The organism is Marinobacterium marinum (genome assembly GCF_013868415.1).
GTDB lineage: Bacteria > Pseudomonadota > Gammaproteobacteria > Pseudomonadales > Balneatricaceae > Marinobacterium > Marinobacterium marinum.
Genome location: NZ_JACEMT010000036.1, coordinates 30171 through 48296 on the forward strand (window position 1 = coordinate 30171; position 18126 = coordinate 48296).

The window sequence follows — 18126 nt, forward strand, 5'->3', positions numbered from 1 at the left end:
CGTAACCTGCTATTTACCATTCAAGGTTTGGCTACCCTTCAACCCAGCGTACGCCTGACCAGTCACCCTTCAACCGCGCAAGCATCGCTTGCAACGCCGGGCTGCGATAACGCAGCCGGGGATCATCCCTGCGCTGACGTACACTGACATGCAACACTGGCTCGACCTGACGGACGGCACGACGCCGCATGGCGCGGTAGAAACCTCGATACTCGTTATGCTGAGGGCCTGCATGATCAGGCAACAGGCCCTGCAAAAAATGTGATTCAAACTGCAGGCCACAACGGCCTGCCTCATTCACCAGCCACAAGCCGGCACAGTCTCCCAGAGACCGGTCTTCATAGGCACCGCCGATATCCGAGTGCACACCGGCAAACCAGACTTGCTGTACATCGACACCCGCTACCGATTGCCACAACGCCGGTTCAAAATCCTGCCGATTCTCGTCAATGGACACCGCGTGGCGCGCATGACGGATGCAACGACCCGGTGCAGTATCGTGAAACAGATACCGTGTACTGCCCAGCGTCCCCAAAAACGGTGCCGGTATTCCCAAGGCCCCTACCGTATCCAGCACCCCGACAAAGTGAATGCGGCTTATATCGGCCACGGCATACGCCTTGCGAAACGCGACAGCCCGGGTATTGGATGGTGACGACGACTTGCCCCGCTGACGATACAGCGCATAGGCCTTCGCTGTTTTACCGGCATGCTCACGGCGCAGGATACCACAGTTACGCACCAGCCCCGCCAATGAGCGCACCGTGTAAGCGCCACGGCTGAAACCGAACAGGTAGACCCGGTCTCCAACGGCGTAGTTATGCACCAGAAAGCGATAGCAATCCAGAATATTCTTGTCCAGCCCCTTGCCGGTAATACCGCCCACCAGGCGATCGCCATCAGCGCCGATCCCCCAGTCATAGTAAACCACCTGCTTGTGGCCTTCAGTGGTCTGCGGTGCAATACCCCGCGCCAAACGCAGGATATGAGACGCCTGCACCGACTCCGGCGACTGCCAGGTCCCGTCGGCACAGATGATGATGCTTTTCATGGTCAATCGTCCTTGATTGTTTAATTATTACAGCGCGTCCTGTGCTGCTCTGTGAAAACGACAGCCGGTTACTCAACCCGCCCATACCGATCTTCAAAACGCACAATGTCATCCTCACCGAGATAGGCCCCAGACTGCACCTCAATCAGCTCCAGCGGGATGACACCCGGGTTTTCCAGCGCATGCACTTGCCCTACCGGGATATAGGTAGATTGGTTCTCGGTCACCAGATAGGTCTTGTCGCCGTTCGTCACCTTGGCCGTACCACTGACAACAATCCAATGCTCGGCGCGGTGGTGATGCATCTGCACAGAGAGTTTGGCCCCCGGCTTTACCGTTATACGTTTAACCTGATAGCGCTCGCCACTATCGATGGAATCATACACACCCCAGGGACGATATACCTCACGGTGGTTCATGTGTTCATGGCGGCCATCCTTTTTGATGGACTCAACCACTTTTTTTACATCCTGCACACGGTCTCGATGTGCAACCAACACCGCATCCTTGGTTTCAACCACTACCAAATCTTCAACACCGACAGTGGCGACCAAACGACTTTCAGCATGCAGGTAAGTATTACGGCTGTCATGTGCCAATACATCGCCTTTACAAACATTACCGTTTACATCTTTATCGCTTACATCCCATAGCGCAGACCAGGCACCAATATCACTCCACCCTGCATCCAGCGGCACGACCACCGCAGAGTCTGTTTTTTCCATCACGGCATAGTCGATAGAGTCATCGGGGCAGACGGCGAAAGCTTCCGCATCTACACGGGTAAAATGCATGTCCTGATTTGCGTTTGAGAGCGCTGAACGGCAAGCAGCCAAAATATCGGGGCGATAACGTTCAAGCTCCTCAAGGTAACGTCCTGCACGGAACATAAACATACCGCTGTTCCATAGGTACTGACCGCTGGAAAGATATTTTTCTGCAGTAACCTGATCCGGCTTTTCGACAAAACGACTAACTATATAACCACCGGTATCCAAAGCTGTACCTTGCTCGATATAGCCATAGCCAGTTTCTGCATGAGTGGGCACAATACCGAAGGTGACCAGCTTACCCTGTTGGGCAAGCGGCAATGCTGTTGCAATACTGGCGTGAAAAGCTTCGACATTCTGAATCAGATGGTCTGCTGCGAGTACCAACAACACAGGGTCTTCATCCTGCGTTGAGGTGTCAACAGCTCGTAAAGACGCAAGTGCAATAGCGGGTGCCGTATTACGTCCGACAGGCTCAAGCAGAATGTTAGCCTCTTCCATACCGAGCTGTCGTAGTTGTTCGGCAGCGATAAAACGATGCTCTTCATTGCAGATAAGCAATAGCAATGCCGTATTTAGTCCTTCCAAACGCTGAATAGTGGCTTGCAGCATGGACCGGTGATTATCTGCCAACGGTAAAAATTGTTTTGGATTCAGCTGACGCGAGAGCGGCCAGAGGCGTGATCCATTGCCGCCGGCCATGATGACGGGATAAAGCATGTTTAACTTCCTGGTAATTGATTAAAGCGCTGCGAGATAAGCCCGGCTGTTTTCATGAACCTGTGGATCGTCCCGCATCACCTTCGGACTCCACCAGCTGTAAGCACTGTGCTGCTGTTTCGGCGGTGTCAGCACCATATCGGCATCCAACTTTAAATGATAACCAAGCACCACATAATGGGTTGAGGGGTTCCCTTCCCCTTTGCCAAATACACTGTCGGAATAGAAGTGCTCGTACACACCCAACAGTCGTGCCTGAGATCGTTCAAAAACCTGTCCCAGTTCAGCCTGGGTCAAACGTCTGAATGCGGCGTCCAAGGATTCATCCTTCAAAACCCGTCCTCCCGGGACAAACCAGTAGCCCTGAGCCGGTCGGTTGGTGCGCTGACCCAGCAAAATCTCACCGTTGGCATTCTCTACCACCAGATCAATAGATACCAGCGGCGTGGTGTCAACGATAGTCTTGAAGGTGTCGTTATCTATCCACATGCTGGTCTGCCTGTACGCCCTTACTGGGCTCAAACACGGTAACGAAACGGGACAGCAATACGTCTTTGTCCAGATACTGGCGTGCGTAGTCTGCGGCAATGGCATTAGGCTGCGACCACGCCAGCACTCGTTCAATACCTGCAACCAATTCAGCTACCGATTCAGGCTCAACACATTCCGCAATACCTGGATATTCAGCGCACAACAGCCCCAGTGTAGTATCCGAGTCTGCCGTAATCACCGCATTGCCACCCACTGCCAGAATGTTGGTCAGTTTGGAGGGCAGTACCGCATCAGCGGCACCTCGCTTCTGTACAACAAGATGGCAGTCTGCCGATGCCAGCAAAGCCGGCAAAGACTCGTACGGCTGTAGCGGTGCGAAACTGACATTCTCCAATTCCAGGCTTTGTGCCTGGGCGATAAGCCGCTGCTTCGCAGCCCCATCACCCACAATCAGGAAATGCAGATCGCTTTGATCGCGGAGCAGCTTGGCCGCCTCGATAACCGACTCCAGTCCCTGCTTTTCACCCATATTGCCGGAATAGAGCACCACACGTTTGGCGGGATCCACCCCTAACCCGCGCAGCAAGGCCTCATCACGGGTGCCCCCCTGGAAACGGTCAACCTCAGACCAGTTGGGGAAGAACAGCAGCTTGCTCTCCTCCACCCCCTTATCGCGGGCGCGTTTTAACATCCCCTCGGAGATCGTCGACACCCAATCAAAGCGATTGAGCAGCCAACGCTCCACGGCAAAGGCCAACCGCTTAAGGCGACCACCTTTCGCCAGGGACAGGCCGAACAGGGCATCCACTTCATAATCCTGAATATGGATAACCCGTTGTGCGCCGGTCAGCGGCCCCAACAGCAAACTCGGCACTGAGCAAAACAGCGTAGGTACCACCTGCACCACCAGATCCGGCTTCCAACGCCATTGCACTAACACGGGGAACAAGGAACTGAACGCAAAGCTACCTAGGTGAACCAGCCGCTTTAGTGCCGACGGATTGGCCGGCACATATAAAGGGCAACGCGTAACACGCACACCCTCTTCTACTGCCGTGTGGTAACGCAGCGCGGAATAACCTACTCCAACCTTCCACTCCGGATAATAGGGCGGTGCTGTAATCACACGCACATCATGGCCTTGCTCGGCAAGCCACCGTGCCATCTCCCCGGAGTACTTGCCGATACCGGTCAATTCAGGACTGTAATTGATGCCGTAGAGCAGTATTTTCATCAGCCCATCCGTGCATCATCAACATGGGCCTTGAACCATTCATAGGTGCTCTGCAAACCAGACTCCAAATCTATTCCTGCCTGCCAGCCCAAAGAAGCCAGACGCGATACATCCATCAACTTGCGCGGCGTACCATCAGGTTTAGTGGTATCGAACCTGAGTGCACCCTGGAAACCAGTAACCTTCGCCAATGTTTCGGCCAATTCACGAATGGTGCAATCCACACCTGTGCCCACGTTAATATGGGAGAGCATCGGCTGGGTATAGGCCTGATAGACTGTTCCGGCCAGGTTCATCACATGCACTGATGCCGCCGCCATATCATCCACATGCAAAAACTCACGCATAGGGGTTCCTGTTCCCCAAATTACAACTTCTTCCTGTCCTGACTGCACCGCTTCATGGAAGCGACGCATCATCGCCGGGATCACATGGCTGTTTTCAGGGTGAAAGTTATCGTTGGGGCCGTACAGGTTGGTGGGCATCACGCTGCGGTAATCGCGGCCATACTGGCGGTTGTAGCTCTCGCAGAGCTTTATACCGGCGATCTTAGCGATAGCATAAGGCTCGTTGGTGGGCTCCAGCACACCGGTCAAAAGCGCATCTTCACGCATCGGCTGTTCAGCATGTTTGGGATAAATACAGGAGGAACCCAGGAACAGCAGCTTTTGAACACCGGATTGATGGGCGGCATGGATGATGTTGGCCTCGATCATCAGGTTTTGGTAGATAAACTCGGCCGGGTAACTGTTATTGGCCTGAATGCCACCCACCTTAGCGGCAGCCAGGTACACCTGACCAATAGAGTGCTCAGCAAAATAACGCTGCACAGCTACTTGGTCGAGCAGGTTCAACTCATTACGAGTTGCCGTCAGAATCCGGTAGCCACCTCTTTCTTCTAGCTGGCGCACGATGGCAGAGCCAACCATACCGCGATGGCCAGCTACAAAGATTGTCTTATTCATCCCTGACCCTCAGTTTTCCACCGACACCGGCACCTCATGGCCGTGTTGTTTCAGCAGCGCATGGCGCTTAGCGACCCTGAGGTCTTCCTGAACCATTTCGGCACACATCTCTTGCACGGTGATCTCCGGCACCCAGCCCAGCTTCTCTTTCGCCTTGGCCGGATCACCCAGCAGGGTTTCCACTTCAGCAGGACGGAAGTAGCGCGGATCTACGCGAACAATCACATCGCCGACATTCAGCGCCGGAGCATTATCGCCATCAATGGTTTCAACTACAGCGATTTCATCCACTCCCTCACCTTCAAAACGCAGGGTAATACCCAGCTCAGCTGCGGACCACTTAATGAACTCACGCACCGAGTACTGCACACCAGTGGCAATCACAAAATCTTCCGGCTGATCCTGCTGCAACATCATCCACTGCATGCGCACATAGTCCTTGGCATGGCCCCAGTCACGCAGCGCATCCATATTGCCCATGAAAAGGCACTTCTCCAAGCCCTGTGCAATATTGGCCAGACCACGAGTGATCTTGCGGGTAACGAAGGTTTCGCCGCGGCGCGGCGATTCGTGGTTAAACAAAATGCCGTTGCAGGCATACATGCCGTAGGCCTCCCGGTAGTTGACGGTGATCCAGTAGGCGTAGAGCTTGGCCACCGCATAGGGCGAGCGCGGGTAGAAAGGAGTAGTTTCCTTCTGCGGGATCTCCTGCACCAGACCGTACAGCTCGGAGGTGGACGCCTGATAGAAGCGGGTCTTCTTTTCCAGCCCCAGTAGGCGGATGGCCTCGAGGATGCGCAGGGTACCCATGGCATCGACATCGGCGGTGTATTCCGGTGACTCGAAGCTCACCGCCACGTGCGACTGCGCGCCGAGGTTATACACCTCGTCCGGCTGCACTTCCTGGATGATACGGGTGAGGTTTGAGGAGTCTGTAAGGTCGCCGTAGTGCAGGATGAAGTTCTGATTATCAACATGTGGGTCCTGGTAGATGTGATCGACTCTTTCTGTATTAAACGAGGATGCACGACGCTTGATACCATGCACTTCGTAGCCTTTTTCCAACAGAAGTTCAGCCAAATAGGATCCATCTTGCCCTGTTATACCTGTAATTAGTGCTGTTCTATTCAAAACAACCTCGCATAAATCAATCAATGATATTCATAAAAACTACTTGGATTTAGCAACCTGAATGGCCTTATCATAGATATTAACTAGCATTTTCAAGTTAGCCTCTTTTGTATAATGGCTTTCAAATGACTGCCTGGCATTTGAAGCAAGATCTTGGAGTAAAGCAGGATCGCTCCAAGCAGACCTCACCGTATTAAGCAAAGAATCGACATCAGCTGGTTCAAAAATAAGACCATTATTTTTATGCTGAACTAATGATGGCAAAGCACCGATTCTAGATACCGCAGCAGGTGTACCGTGTGCAAAAGCTTCTATCACTACAAGACCAAAAGTTTCAAACCACTCAGACGGTAAAATTTGCAACATAGAATTGCCAATTTCATTTTGTGTCTGCTCAACAGTGAGCTGCCCAAGGAACTTAACCGAGAGTCCAGCAGACATAGTTTCAAGCTCACAGCGCAATTCACCAGATCCTATAATACGCAGTTCGGGTGCCAATGAACCCCATTTTTTCCATGCCCTAATTAATGTCATAACCCCTTTTTCTGAGCTTAAGCGACCCACAAAAACAACATAAGGCTTACGCTCAGACCAAGGCACAACAGTAGGATTGCCAGGGTAAAAATTAGGCTTTACGTGAACCCTCTCTGCTGGTAGCCCTGCTTTAATAACCAGCTCCCGTTGAAAATCAGATAAACAAATAAAGGCATCGACCTTATCATGCCAAGTTTTTATATAGTCATGTAGCGCATTAGAAAAAGCTAAAGGTAGCGTTGCAGCTCTGCTTTTTTTATAGCAACCATGAAAGATTGAAGGCAAATAAGTCCTTTGATCAATGCACAATGTACATACCTTTCCCGCACGCATAGGGATAGCCGCAGGGCAAAAAATCCTATAATTATGTAAAGTCAGGACTGTTGCCACATTCTTAGGGACCGCATAAAAAACCGACGGGGAGAGCATTGGGAAGGTATTATGTACATGTATCAAGTCAACCCTATTATCTTGGCATATCTTACGAAGCTGACGCACTGCTGAAAAATTCCATGGAGCTAAAACTGCCGATTTTAATGCACCCAAAACAGGTTTTTTCTTTATATCATTATTATGTCTTAAAAAGGTACCAACAAAAAATCCGTTTTCTTCTAAAACTTTTTTTTCCGCCAAGAAAACTTGGTTCTCACCAGAGGGTATGGCCGAAGAATAAAAATTATGAACCATTATTATTTTCAAAGCCAAAAAACCTCACCAAATATTAAATATAATAATAACTAGAAATTTTATCGCCAATATAAAAAATATATTAATGAAAGACTTTAATTATTAACGTTTAAATTGCAAAAATTAAACTAAAACAAATTTTTGTTAAAAAAACTTCTACAAAACTTATTAACTCCACGCAAAAATAAGCTTTTTGTATTGATTTTGTAAAAAAACTTAATGCGATGTACAGCCTGCTCTGACTCCAAAACATCTACAGGGTATTCAATAAAAGACGCTTCACTAGAAATTTCTTGGGAAATTTTTGAACTACTACAGTTAGTACCACTTCCATCATGTCCGATATTTTTTACAAAACTAATAGTGGGGTTCAAGCAAAGCCCGTTGTTTTCATAAATAGACGCATACCAAAAAATAGCCCAAGTATCCAGTGACGAGTAGGCATTCCTTAAAACTTGATTCCAAAACACTCCCGACCCGTCTAAATCAAAGTGTTTCTTCTTAGTCTTATCCCATTTTTTAACTAACTCTTTTGGGTTCTTTTTAAAATAACTCCATCGATCTGCCCAAGTTGCCCAACCCCAGCAGTTCATCACACGCCAAAAGAAAAAATCCCCTAATCCTTCAGTTTCAATTGGGTAATTCCAGCCACTGACATGCCAAACCTTCTTTTCCTTCTCATAATAGTCAAGCATCTGGTTCATAAACTTTAAAAACGCAGGGCTAGTCACAATGTCATCCTCCATCACAATAACCTTACCGTATTGATTAACTACAGTCGTCACACCATCTATGATATTTGCTGCCAACCCCCAGTTTTTATCACGCTCAAATATCTTTACGCTTTTAAAGCCTGATATTGATTTGATGAAGTTTCTGACCTCTTGAACACTTTCAACAGATTCTGAATTTCTTGCACCATCAGAATAGATAATCAAGTCACTTATAGTTGCCAGTTCATTAGCTTGGAGTGCTTCAACTGTTTTTCGCGTGTGCCAAGGCCTATTGTAAACGAAAAGTACTATCGGAGCTGTGTTCATTAATAACCTTCGATTATAAATTCTATCTACATGATTTATTTAAAAATCAAGATCCTTTATAGTTACTACTAAATAACCCAACACTGCTATTTAATTTGTTACAAGTCTTATAACAAATAATGATAACAAAAAAAATAGCTGAAGACGGATAAGAAGGTATCCCAAATTTCAAAAAAACAACCAACAGAAAAAATGCCGAGAATAAATTTAAAAAAACATTTCTCATAAAATACAAGTATGTCATTAAAAAAAACATACCAATTATTAAGCCATGTACTACAAATTGGTTTAGAAAAAATGTATGGTCGCCCAATGAATTGAGCGGATCATTCCATTCGAGATTTTTCTTATGTACATCACCAAAGCCATAAATCAACTTATTAGTGTCAGAGAAGAATTTATACAATAGATTTAACCTTAGTGAAGTACTAGCATCAGCACCTTCGATAAATCTCTCATATCTCAAAACAAGTGGTTCATATATGTAAATTAAAAAAACAACTACTGCGGAAGGAATAACAACCAGTGAAAGGATTCTATATCTCTGATGTAGAATTCCAATAAACAAAAAAACTGCAGGAATAACCAAAAAATAAGAAATTGTTGATTTAGTTATCAATATGGTAATTACAGAAAAAAAATAAATTAATAATGAAGACCCGCCGTACAAGTAATATAGAAAAAGAAAAGCAGCAATATGCGCAGCCTGAATACTAGGTTCCAAAAAAAAACCAGAATATCTAACACCAAAATCATGAATATATGCAGTGTTAAATGCAGTTGTAGGCACACCATTAAACCATGAATTCATATCAATGTATAATCCAAAAACATTGTACAAAAAATACTGAAAAACCAAAAATGATATATTGAGAATCAAGACGATAAATATTGATTTATGTACAAATACAATTCCAAACTTTGAAATTCCAAATGAAAAAATAACCGCATATATTAATGGAAGAGTTGAACTGTATAATCCATTAAAAAGTTTAAATAAAGTTAACCGCCCAAGGGCACCATCTACAAGCAAACTTAACACACCCAAGAAAAACACTGCCAAACCAAAGAAAATAAAATCCTTTCTTAACTTAAAAGATCCAAAAATTGAAATTATTAATAAAATTATCCCTACTGAAAAAGGTATCAATAGCGAGTTTATATAATAGCCAACATAATTCATCAACTTTAAATAGGGCAAAAAAATAACACCAAATATAAAAAGATACATTTTTTGATTGTTAAGCAAGGAAGAATTCATGTGCGCCTATTTTAAAACGATTGTTGAAATAAAAAAATCGATCTTGTCAAAATTAAAATTCGAATACCATGGCAGTAAGTAAATAAGGATAGGAATAAGGGCCAGGGTAAAAATTCATTATTAACTTTTCCACTTGTCAATAACCTTTTCAAATTGGATATAGATCTCTGGTGAGTTTCTTTTTGCTCTTACCGCGTCGATGTAGGGCTTAGCTTTTCTGAAGTGATTTTCAAGCTTGTGAACATACATTTCCTTCGCAGTTTTTGAGTCAATATTTCCCTTATTTAGTGCGAGACAAAAACCTTCTATTTGGTTCAGATAAAGATGAAATTTTCTTCTAATATCAAGGAAACGCTCTTTAATTAGAGGCGCATAATCGTCACAGTAGGCCAATCCGCATACCTGGTTTGGTAGCTTATCGTAATTATGATCTCCTGTATTTGGACTATTATATGATTGGCTTTTAGGTTTTTCAGCATGATATTTATTATATACATCCAATATTTCGCGCTTAACTTGGTTGGATAATCGATCCCAGCATAATTGATACTCAACGCTGGTGATTTCTTCATCAAGCATCAGTTTCACCTCGTGACTTGCCATTGCATAGCTACTTGACCAAAAATTTAGCACTCTATCAATTTCATTTTCGATCCTTTCAAGCTCCATGGGCCTGGGATAATAGGTAAGCGCTGCTTCTTTCCGCTGTACACTTTTGTTGCTTAAGAACTGAATCCAAGCCAGAAACAAGCCAACCATAACAACTGATGGCATAATCAAGTCTTTTTTATTTATATAACAAGACTCTCCAATCCATTGCCATGATATCAAAGAAAATATAGAAATAAAAACTAATCCTATGACGACGTCTACCCTATGCTCTAATATTGACCTTATAATTTCTTTTATGTTTTTATTCATCAAAAAACCATCTTAAATAGGTGCAATGGAGATCAGAGAAAAACTGAATAAAACTCACACATAGAAGGCCCCATCCAACTCCCCACAAACAAACCCATAATGCCCTCTCAACCAACTCGCATAATGGTCCAGCGACGGCTCGTACATCTTCACAACACGCATCCAACGCGCCGCGGCGACTTTGTCTTCACGCAGCCTCAGGTTGAAGTAGGCCAGGCCAATCAATTGATCGACCTGTTGGCGGTGGTGTTTCAGGCCTGCCATCAGTGCGGTGGCCTGATCGAGTGCATGTTGGGCCAGGTCTGAATACTGCGCACGCCAGCTGGGCTGTGCTGCGGGTGGCCATTGATCGTGATAGGCCACCAACTCATCGCAGATGATCAGCCAGGCTTCTATTGTTTGCTGCGCAGTGCCCTGTTCTGCCAACCATTCGGCTTTTTCACGCAGGTGGTCGAACAAAGCGTTGAACGCGGCTTGTAAGTTGGTTGAGCCTTCGGCGAGTTCGATCCGTGCCTTGTCGGCATCTGTTCGGTAGCGGTGCCATAGCGTCAGCGGGCCGATCAGTTTGGGTGATAAGTTACTCAAGTACGTTTCGATTGTCGCGGTGTGTTTCAGCAGCTGCTGGGCGGATTGCTGCATCAGGTTGATTAGCTGCACAGGCACTTTGTTGGTTTGCTGGAGTTCTGTTTCTATCTCTCGCTTGAGATCATGGCGCAGTTCGACCAGCCCGGCCACACGCTCGCTTATTGGTACGGCAGGTGTGGTGGTTGCCAGCCTGTCCAGCAGGTGCTCGATCAACTCGGGATAGTTATCGATTGTGCACGATATACCATCGTTGCGCATCATGCGTAGCTGGGTGATATCCAGTGCAAGCTGTTCGCGCGACGTGCGTGGTTTTAACCGTTCGAGCTGTCGATCAAACTCTGCATAGATGTTGCGCACCCAGTCCGCATACCCGGCTTCACGCGCGGTGTGCAGGTGGTTATTAAGCACTGCAATCACATGCGCCAATCCGCTGGTATCACCCGCTGCAAAGGCTTCGCGTAACACCGCTTTGGCATCTTCCGGTTGGCCTTTACGCACCAATGCGATGGCCAGGTTGTGGTGGACAATATCGGTCAAGCCAGCGCGAGGCGCTTTGCTGAATTCTACCCTTGCTGATTGCAGATGACGCAGTTGGGCATCCCTGTGCCCTTGCAACCCTTCCAGGCGCGCCATGTTATTGTGTAACAGCACTCGATCTGCCGGCTCTTTGCAGTGGTCCAGACCGGATTCCAGCAGCGTCCGGGCCTGCGGGTAGTGCTCATCCTGTAATGCCAGCTCTGCTTTGAGTAGCAGGCAGTTGAGGTTTGCCTGGCATTCCTGATCAGAAATATCGGCCAGCCTGCGCCGGGCTTCGGCTGGATTATCAGCCTCGATGAACAACTGCGCCCAGGCGATTTGCAGACTCAGTTGCTCATCCGGTAGCAGGTATCGGGTGTCGTGTGCACTGAGTACCTCATGCGCTTTGATGAAATCACCCTGATGACAATATGCACGCGCCAGCAAGACGGCGCGCTTGACCTGATAATGCGTGCCTGCCAAAGCCAATGGCTTGAGCAGGATGCCGATCGCGCGATCCGGTTGGGCTGCATTCAGGGCATGTTTAGCCTTATCGAGCCTCGCCCACTCGTGGGGCAGCCGTTTGAGCCAAACCAGGCGCACGCAACCGAGTGTGGCGATCAGCAGTAATGGCAGCGCGACTGTCCCCTGCCCACTTGCGCTGCTGCCGGTGGCCAAAAGCAGCGGCACTGCAATAACGGCATAGCGCGGAACGGTGAGCCAGTGCAGTTTGCTTGGCTGGAGAAGGTCAATTAGGGGCGGCATAGTGAATAGACGTTAGCCTTCTACGCAATCACAAACTCAGCCAGCCGTTCGATTTCAGCCATTGTAATAACTTCAGCCCCTGTTTCAGCCAGCAGATCAACGGCACGCAGGTAGGCATGTGTATGCTGTGTGTCTTGGTTTCCGGGTCCATCAACTGCAAAGAGCATCTGCCGGGGTTTTTTGCCCCGGCGTGCGAGCTCATTCATACGGAACTGCCACTGGCCAGCTTTTTCGACCATCTTGATGGTTTCACGCTGGTTCAGGTCAAGTGGCTTGATGGCTTTGCATACTTGCTCGCCTTGGCGAGCCACAAACGGCAGTGCAACCTGGTATTCGTCATCACCCAATTTGGCAGACTTATACCGATCAGCCAGATCGAACTGATGCAAAAGCGTTTTGATTCTCTTTTCGAGCACCGTTTCACGGTATTGTAGCGTAACAAAGCGGTGCTCGACGTAGTGTTCGTACAGCTCAGTCAACGTTTTGGCTGGATCATCCGTCAATACCACGCCCGGGTCACTGAACCGGAACAGCGCTTCACGCGGGCGCGTCAGTTCCTGAAACAGCCCATCGGTCAATGCAGTTTGGCTGGTGGCCAGTTGTTGAATGCGCGTGAGTTCGTTTTTCATCGCCTGGATAGCCGTTTTGTAGGTGCGGCTATCCAGGTCCTTGAAAAAATCGGTCAGCCGCTTGTAGCGCTTATCCTGCAGCTGGAAGCCGAAATAAGCTACATTACCGGCAGCCAGCACAATACCGACGTTGGCAAATTCGCTTGTTTCAACATAGGGCATATACCGCAGAATGGCATACTGGCAGGCTACTCGTTTCATGGCGTATTCCAAAAATCGGGATCGATGACTCTGTTCAGTAATTGTAGAATCTGCGTTGTATCAAAGCTGACCGAGACACTCATCTCATCATCAATGTACCACCACTCATTGGGTACAATGAGGATGATAGCATGCCAATTATCCAGCGCTTGGTGCATTGTGTGCCGTAACACGGCCAGCGCTGCCAAGTCGGCTTGCAGCAAACGGAATTGTTGATGAAATACATGATGATCAACGAAGCTTGCTGCATCAAAGCCGGTATCGAACGACTGGTTGTGGTCGATGACAACCAATTGCCGCTCACCCTCATCCCAAAATAGATTGGGATTACCGCCTTCAAACGACAGGGTACGATCCTCGTTGTGAATCCACCAATCGAATGCAGCGACCAGCTGTTGCAAATTTTGCGGTATTTCGTGGATACGACTGAATGCCAGTTCGGTTACGCCGCATTCACGCGAACCGAAGGCCGATCCCGCGCCCAAATCTTACAAATCCAGGCCTGCAGAGAATGCAAGCAACTCTTCAGGTACATCAACGATAGCGAAAGGGGCGATGGGCACATTAGTCAGCAATGCCAGTTTGCCTGCAATCCACTCACAAAGCAGACTACGACGGCTGGCACCCTCACCCTTCACGAAGTAGATATTGCCATCATTACCTCTACAGATATATGGGCGAGTTACACCCTGATCAGCGCGGCGTATGACTTCAATGATCTCGACTCGGCTCATGCTAGCCCTTGGATCAGGCCTACTGCCCCTGAAACACTTGTACCGCCGCCGCTCTCAACTCATCGGCCTTGCCACCCACCAGTGCGCCGAAGAAGTCTGATACCTGCTGCATGGCGGCTTCGCCGGTATCGGATGCGATTCGATGGGCAAGCTTACTACAGGCCGCCTTGATCACGCCCTTAATGCTGGTATCCGGTGCGCCGGCTTCTTTCAGCACTCTTTCAGCGGTTTCAAGCTCGTCCTTTAGCGCATCCTCTACCAGCGCCACGAAAGCATCGACCGACAGTTTGACCAGACTGGATGAGAAAGATCCGTCACTGATGTAACCAAGCTTGCGTACCTTGTCACGCAGATGATCCAGCAGCAGTGGGTTATCCACTTCGAGCATGAAGTGGGTGCCTTTCTTGTCGATCAGTGGGCTGCGCAACAGTTCCTTTACCCGACTATCGAGATCCGTGCTGGTTGAACGACGCAACTCACGCTCGTACAGCAGTTTGTTCGCTTTGGTACGCGTTACCTTGAGTTTGGAAACCAACTCATAGACCTGTGGCTGCGGGCTAATCACGCCCAACTGTTCCAGCGCATCGAGCATGATCAGCTCGACTTCCAGTTTTGGCAGCGCACCAAATGCAGGGCTGAGGTAGCGGTCGAGCAGTGTGTTGAGTACCTGGGTGGCGCTCTGGTTGCCTGCGGTACCCTGCTCGGCTTTTAAGTCCATTTTTAGCGTCTTGTTTATTTTCTTAATCTGACAGCGACAAACCCGACCGCTTCAAGCACTTCAGCTTTGAAACTGAATAGTGCCGCAACAAGCAGCAATCCCCAAAACGCCAACATAAATGGGTAGATGCTGGCACCGTAAAGCGTAAAAATGCTGGCCCCTGCTACCGTCAAAGCTGAGTACCCATACAGCAGCAACCTTGGCATCGGTTTCCACAAATAGATTGAAAACTCAGTACGCAGTACGAAAAAGACCCAAAACGAAATACAGGTACTAACGGCTGCACCAGCAGCACCGAAGCGCGGGATCATCAGCCAGTTCCCAACAAGATTGACAGCAAAGGCAACCAAAGCGGACAACATGGCAAAGCTGCTGCGGCGTGAGATACCTATGCCCACCACGGTTGTTTCTGACAGGGTATAGAGCAAGGGTGCGCCAAGGCATGCCACCAGAATCCATTGCACTGCGATATAGTTTGCCGGTAAGAAAAGTGTGACGATCCATGACAGCAGTCCCGCCAGGCAGAACACCAATACAACAAGGCCAAGTATGTAACGGCTTACCTTATGTACGTTCTCCAGCCCTTCGCCCTTGCTGGCCCATTTATACACTGTAGGCGCCCAAACGGTGGAGAATACACTTTGCAGAATGGTTGCAGCCCCTGCAAAGCTCACAGCCACTGAATAGACGCCAAGCTCTTCAAAGCTGGCCAGTGTACGCAAGAACACCTTGTCAATTGCTGTCAAACCCCAGTAGGCAACGCCTCCCAGTATCAGGGGAAGACCAAAGCGCAGCATCAGTTTCAGATGCTGCCAGTCAAGCGTTGCAGTTATTCCGGCGATCCATTCCTTGCGGGTATTGAATGCAAATACCACGCAGACAAACACAAAGGCAGCTGTATTTGCGATCACCAGGTTGGTCAGGCTTGTATCGGCACCCAGCAAGACATAGCCAGCGATGATGGCGAGCAATACCAGCTTGGGCAGTAACTGGCTCATTGAGAATGCCAGACCCTGCTCGTTCATCCGCAGCACCAGTGACAAGAAACGGGATATGAAAGCCGCAAGCAAGACCGTCGCTATCAGCAGGCTCAAGTGCCATTCAGGGCGCTCAAACAACCAGCCCGCAAGGGTACCGCCGAATGACAGCAAGACCAGCAGTGTCACAAACAGTATGGATAAACCCGGCAACAAAGCACGCTTGAGCAAAGCCGGTTTATCGTCCACCTCGTGAAATTCACGTACATAGGCTTGGTCCAACCCCAGACTGAACAGCAGTGTGCTAAAGCCGATAGTGACCTGCAGCATCGCCATTCTGCCGACATCTTCCTGTGAAAAGAACCAGGTGATGATCGGCAGCGTGATAAGGCTCAGCAGTGCGCCACCGATCGGGCCAATGGCGAAGGCGGCTATTTTACGTGGTGTCACACATTGCCTCTTGGCTTACAACTGCTTTTATTTGCAAGGCTTAATGCACGGTCTACAAGTGCCTTTGTCCTGGCAATGCCTGACTCTCTTGACCAATAATCACTTACTAACCGCTTATTGCGTTCCTTTTCTTCAATGGATAGCGGTGTGTCTAACAGTGAAATGTCTTTTTCCAGTTCTTGTACTGATGAAATAACAACACCTAAATCTTTCAGAAACGGAAATGTCGGGTTTTCTTCACGCAAAAATACACGAGCACCCAAGTACAGCATGATTACAATATTACCGACCGCTTGTTGGCGTTTATGATTCATAATCACATAGCCGCATTGTTTGATTGTGGCCACATAATCTTGTATAGGCATAAAGTCTTTCAGCGGATTAAAATCCAAGCCGAAATATTTTTTCCCCAGTGCTGCAATCTTTTCACCATATACTGTATCGCCATAGCTGAGCGGTGCTATAACTTTCCGGTTTTCAACACCGGTTTTAACCAGGAAATCAAATGTTTCTTTGTGATTGCAGGTCAGTGAAGCACTATTACCAACCAGGATTGCGTTGCCATCTACCTGCTCACCTTCAAAACCCTTAATGAGATGATCTTCCATGGTACCGTAGTTCCAGCTCGTATGTTCAGGGAAGCTCTTCCAGTTACGGGACCTCAGCACCATGTCGTATTCATTCGGGAGAACAGGTGAAAATAACGAAAGCCTTTCTATAGCTTTTTTTCTAGACTTTGAAATACCAGCCAATTTGAATGCAACCCGAAGGGCCTTACCAATCGTCGATCGAATTAGCGCTTTATAGCTTTGAACCGCAACTTTTTTGGTTTCGGGCAGTAAAAGATCACCAGGATTACCGATCAAGTCGTAGTAATCATACCCCCAGCCCAGCCATACCGTTGGTATATTTTTAGGTATGTTAAATATCTCAGGTGAAATCACCTCACCAAAAGAGTGAAACACAACCAGGTCGTAATTTTGATAGCATTCTTTATAGACTTTTGGAGCCCACCTTTTAATTAGGCTTAAAGGGATTATTTTATCTACATTGAGCTTCACAAATTTTAAATCGCTCGATTTGGACAGAACCCATACCTCATTCTCACTGGGATAAGCCCTCTCGAAGACCGTATAGGCATGATCTATAAATTTATCATCTGAAGCGATGTGCAATATCTTCATCGTTTATTAATAAAATCCATTTCAAGAGCCTTCAGATCTTTTTTTCTTGCCTTTATAGGCTTAGCGGGAACACCTGAATATATTTTAAATTCTTCACAGTCCTTCGAAACTAGGCTCAGTGCTCCAATCGAAGCGCCCTCGTTTATTTTTACGCCAGGAAGTACTACACAGCCTGCACCAACGATAACATGCTTACATAGTAGGACGTCCGCGGAACGAACATTTTTGAAATCATCGGGGACCGTTGGATTTGTTAATGACAAACCTGAATAATCATCGTTACTACTATAAATAGAAACGCGAGAAGATAAGCCAGAAAAATCTGATAGCTTTATTCGCCCATTTCCCATCAAAGAACAAAACACTGCAATATGAACGTGATCTCCTATTTCAATACCACCATCGCCAGCTGATAAAACACAGAAATCATCGATACGAACATTACTACCTATAGAGATTTTTTTTGAATTATAAAAAGAAGCTTTATCCGAAATCAGTACATTCGAACCAAGTTCCGCAAACCCCATAGTATTTAGTTGCTCAGACGAAAGAAATGCCATT

The 18126-nt window shown here is 47.7% G+C and carries 16 protein-coding genes and 1 pseudogene; all 17 read right to left on the reverse strand.

The genetic code is table 11. The features are described from left to right. Window positions 1–31 precede the first annotated feature (31 nt). Window positions 32–1051 (reverse strand): DUF2235 domain-containing protein, encoded by a 1020-nt coding sequence (locus H1S06_RS03930; RefSeq protein ID WP_181737441.1) that lies wholly within the window; start codon window positions 1049–1051, stop codon window positions 32–34. Window positions 1052–1119: 68 nt separating this feature from the next. Further along, on the reverse strand, window positions 1120–2541 hold the full coding sequence (locus tag H1S06_RS03935; protein ID WP_181737443.1) for a mannose-1-phosphate guanylyltransferase/mannose-6-phosphate isomerase: 1422 nt from the start codon (window positions 2539–2541) through the stop codon (window positions 1120–1122). A gap of 21 nt (window positions 2542–2562) precedes the next feature. After that, entirely contained in the window at window positions 2563–3030 is a 468-nt protein-coding gene (locus tag H1S06_RS03940; protein ID WP_181737445.1) for a GDP-mannose mannosyl hydrolase, read from the reverse strand. Next, window positions 3017–4267, reverse strand: coding sequence for a glycosyltransferase WbuB (locus tag H1S06_RS03945; protein WP_181737447.1), 1251 nt, complete (start codon window positions 4265–4267; stop codon window positions 3017–3019). The genes H1S06_RS03940 and H1S06_RS03945 overlap by 14 nt, the downstream gene beginning before the upstream one ends. Continuing rightward, complete coding sequence (fcl, locus tag H1S06_RS03950; RefSeq protein ID WP_181737449.1) at window positions 4267–5232, reverse strand: GDP-L-fucose synthase; 966 nt, start codon at window positions 5230–5232, stop codon at window positions 4267–4269. Before fcl ends, H1S06_RS03945 begins: the two co-directional genes overlap by 1 nt. Window positions 5233–5241: 9 nt before the next feature. Then, entirely contained in the window at window positions 5242–6363 is a 1122-nt protein-coding gene (gene gmd, locus H1S06_RS03955; protein WP_181737452.1) for a GDP-mannose 4,6-dehydratase, read from the reverse strand. Between the two features lie 39 nt (window positions 6364–6402). Beyond that, window positions 6403–7602, reverse strand: coding sequence for a glycosyltransferase family 4 protein (locus H1S06_RS03960; RefSeq protein ID WP_181737454.1), 1200 nt, complete (start codon window positions 7600–7602; stop codon window positions 6403–6405). Window positions 7603–7712: 110 nt separating this feature from the next. Then, complete coding sequence (locus H1S06_RS03965) at window positions 7713–8624, reverse strand: glycosyltransferase (RefSeq protein WP_181737456.1); 912 nt, start codon at window positions 8622–8624, stop codon at window positions 7713–7715. A gap of 46 nt (window positions 8625–8670) precedes the next feature. Beyond that, window positions 8671–9885 carry a hypothetical protein gene (locus H1S06_RS03970; protein WP_181737458.1) on the reverse strand — a complete coding sequence of 405 codons (1215 nt, stop codon included), beginning with the start codon at window positions 9883–9885 and terminating at the stop codon, window positions 8671–8673. 120 nt (window positions 9886–10005) lie between these two features. Then, a complete protein-coding gene (locus H1S06_RS03975; RefSeq protein WP_181737460.1) occupies window positions 10006–10806 on the reverse strand; it encodes a DUF4760 domain-containing protein in 801 nt (266 codons plus the stop codon). A 54-nt stretch (window positions 10807–10860) separates the two neighbouring features. Further along, complete coding sequence (locus tag H1S06_RS03980; protein WP_181737462.1) at window positions 10861–12672, reverse strand: tetratricopeptide repeat protein; 1812 nt, start codon at window positions 12670–12672, stop codon at window positions 10861–10863. A gap of 20 nt (window positions 12673–12692) precedes the next feature. Continuing rightward, window positions 12693–13502 (reverse strand): DUF3037 domain-containing protein, encoded by an 810-nt coding sequence (locus H1S06_RS03985; protein WP_181737465.1) that lies wholly within the window; start codon window positions 13500–13502, stop codon window positions 12693–12695. Beyond that, a pseudogene (locus H1S06_RS03990) lies at window positions 13499–14236 on the reverse strand (HipA family kinase). Before H1S06_RS03990 ends, H1S06_RS03985 begins: the two are co-directional and overlap by 4 nt. 19 nt (window positions 14237–14255) lie before the next feature. Continuing rightward, on the reverse strand, window positions 14256–14954 hold the full coding sequence (locus H1S06_RS04000) for a hypothetical protein (protein ID WP_181737471.1): 699 nt from the start codon (window positions 14952–14954) through the stop codon (window positions 14256–14258). Window positions 14955–14968: 14 nt separating this feature from the next. Further along, a complete protein-coding gene (locus H1S06_RS15690; protein ID WP_181737473.1) occupies window positions 14969–16381 on the reverse strand; it encodes a lipopolysaccharide biosynthesis protein in 1413 nt (470 codons plus the stop codon). Next, window positions 16378–17565 (reverse strand): TDP-N-acetylfucosamine:lipid II N-acetylfucosaminyltransferase, encoded by a 1188-nt coding sequence (locus H1S06_RS04010; protein WP_181737475.1) that lies wholly within the window; start codon window positions 17563–17565, stop codon window positions 16378–16380. Before H1S06_RS04010 ends, H1S06_RS15690 begins: the two co-directional genes overlap by 4 nt. Further along, window positions 17562–18125 (reverse strand): acyltransferase, encoded by a 564-nt coding sequence (locus H1S06_RS04015; protein WP_181737478.1) that lies wholly within the window; start codon window positions 18123–18125, stop codon window positions 17562–17564. Before H1S06_RS04015 ends, H1S06_RS04010 begins: the two co-directional genes overlap by 4 nt. Window position 18126 lies beyond the last annotated feature (1 nt).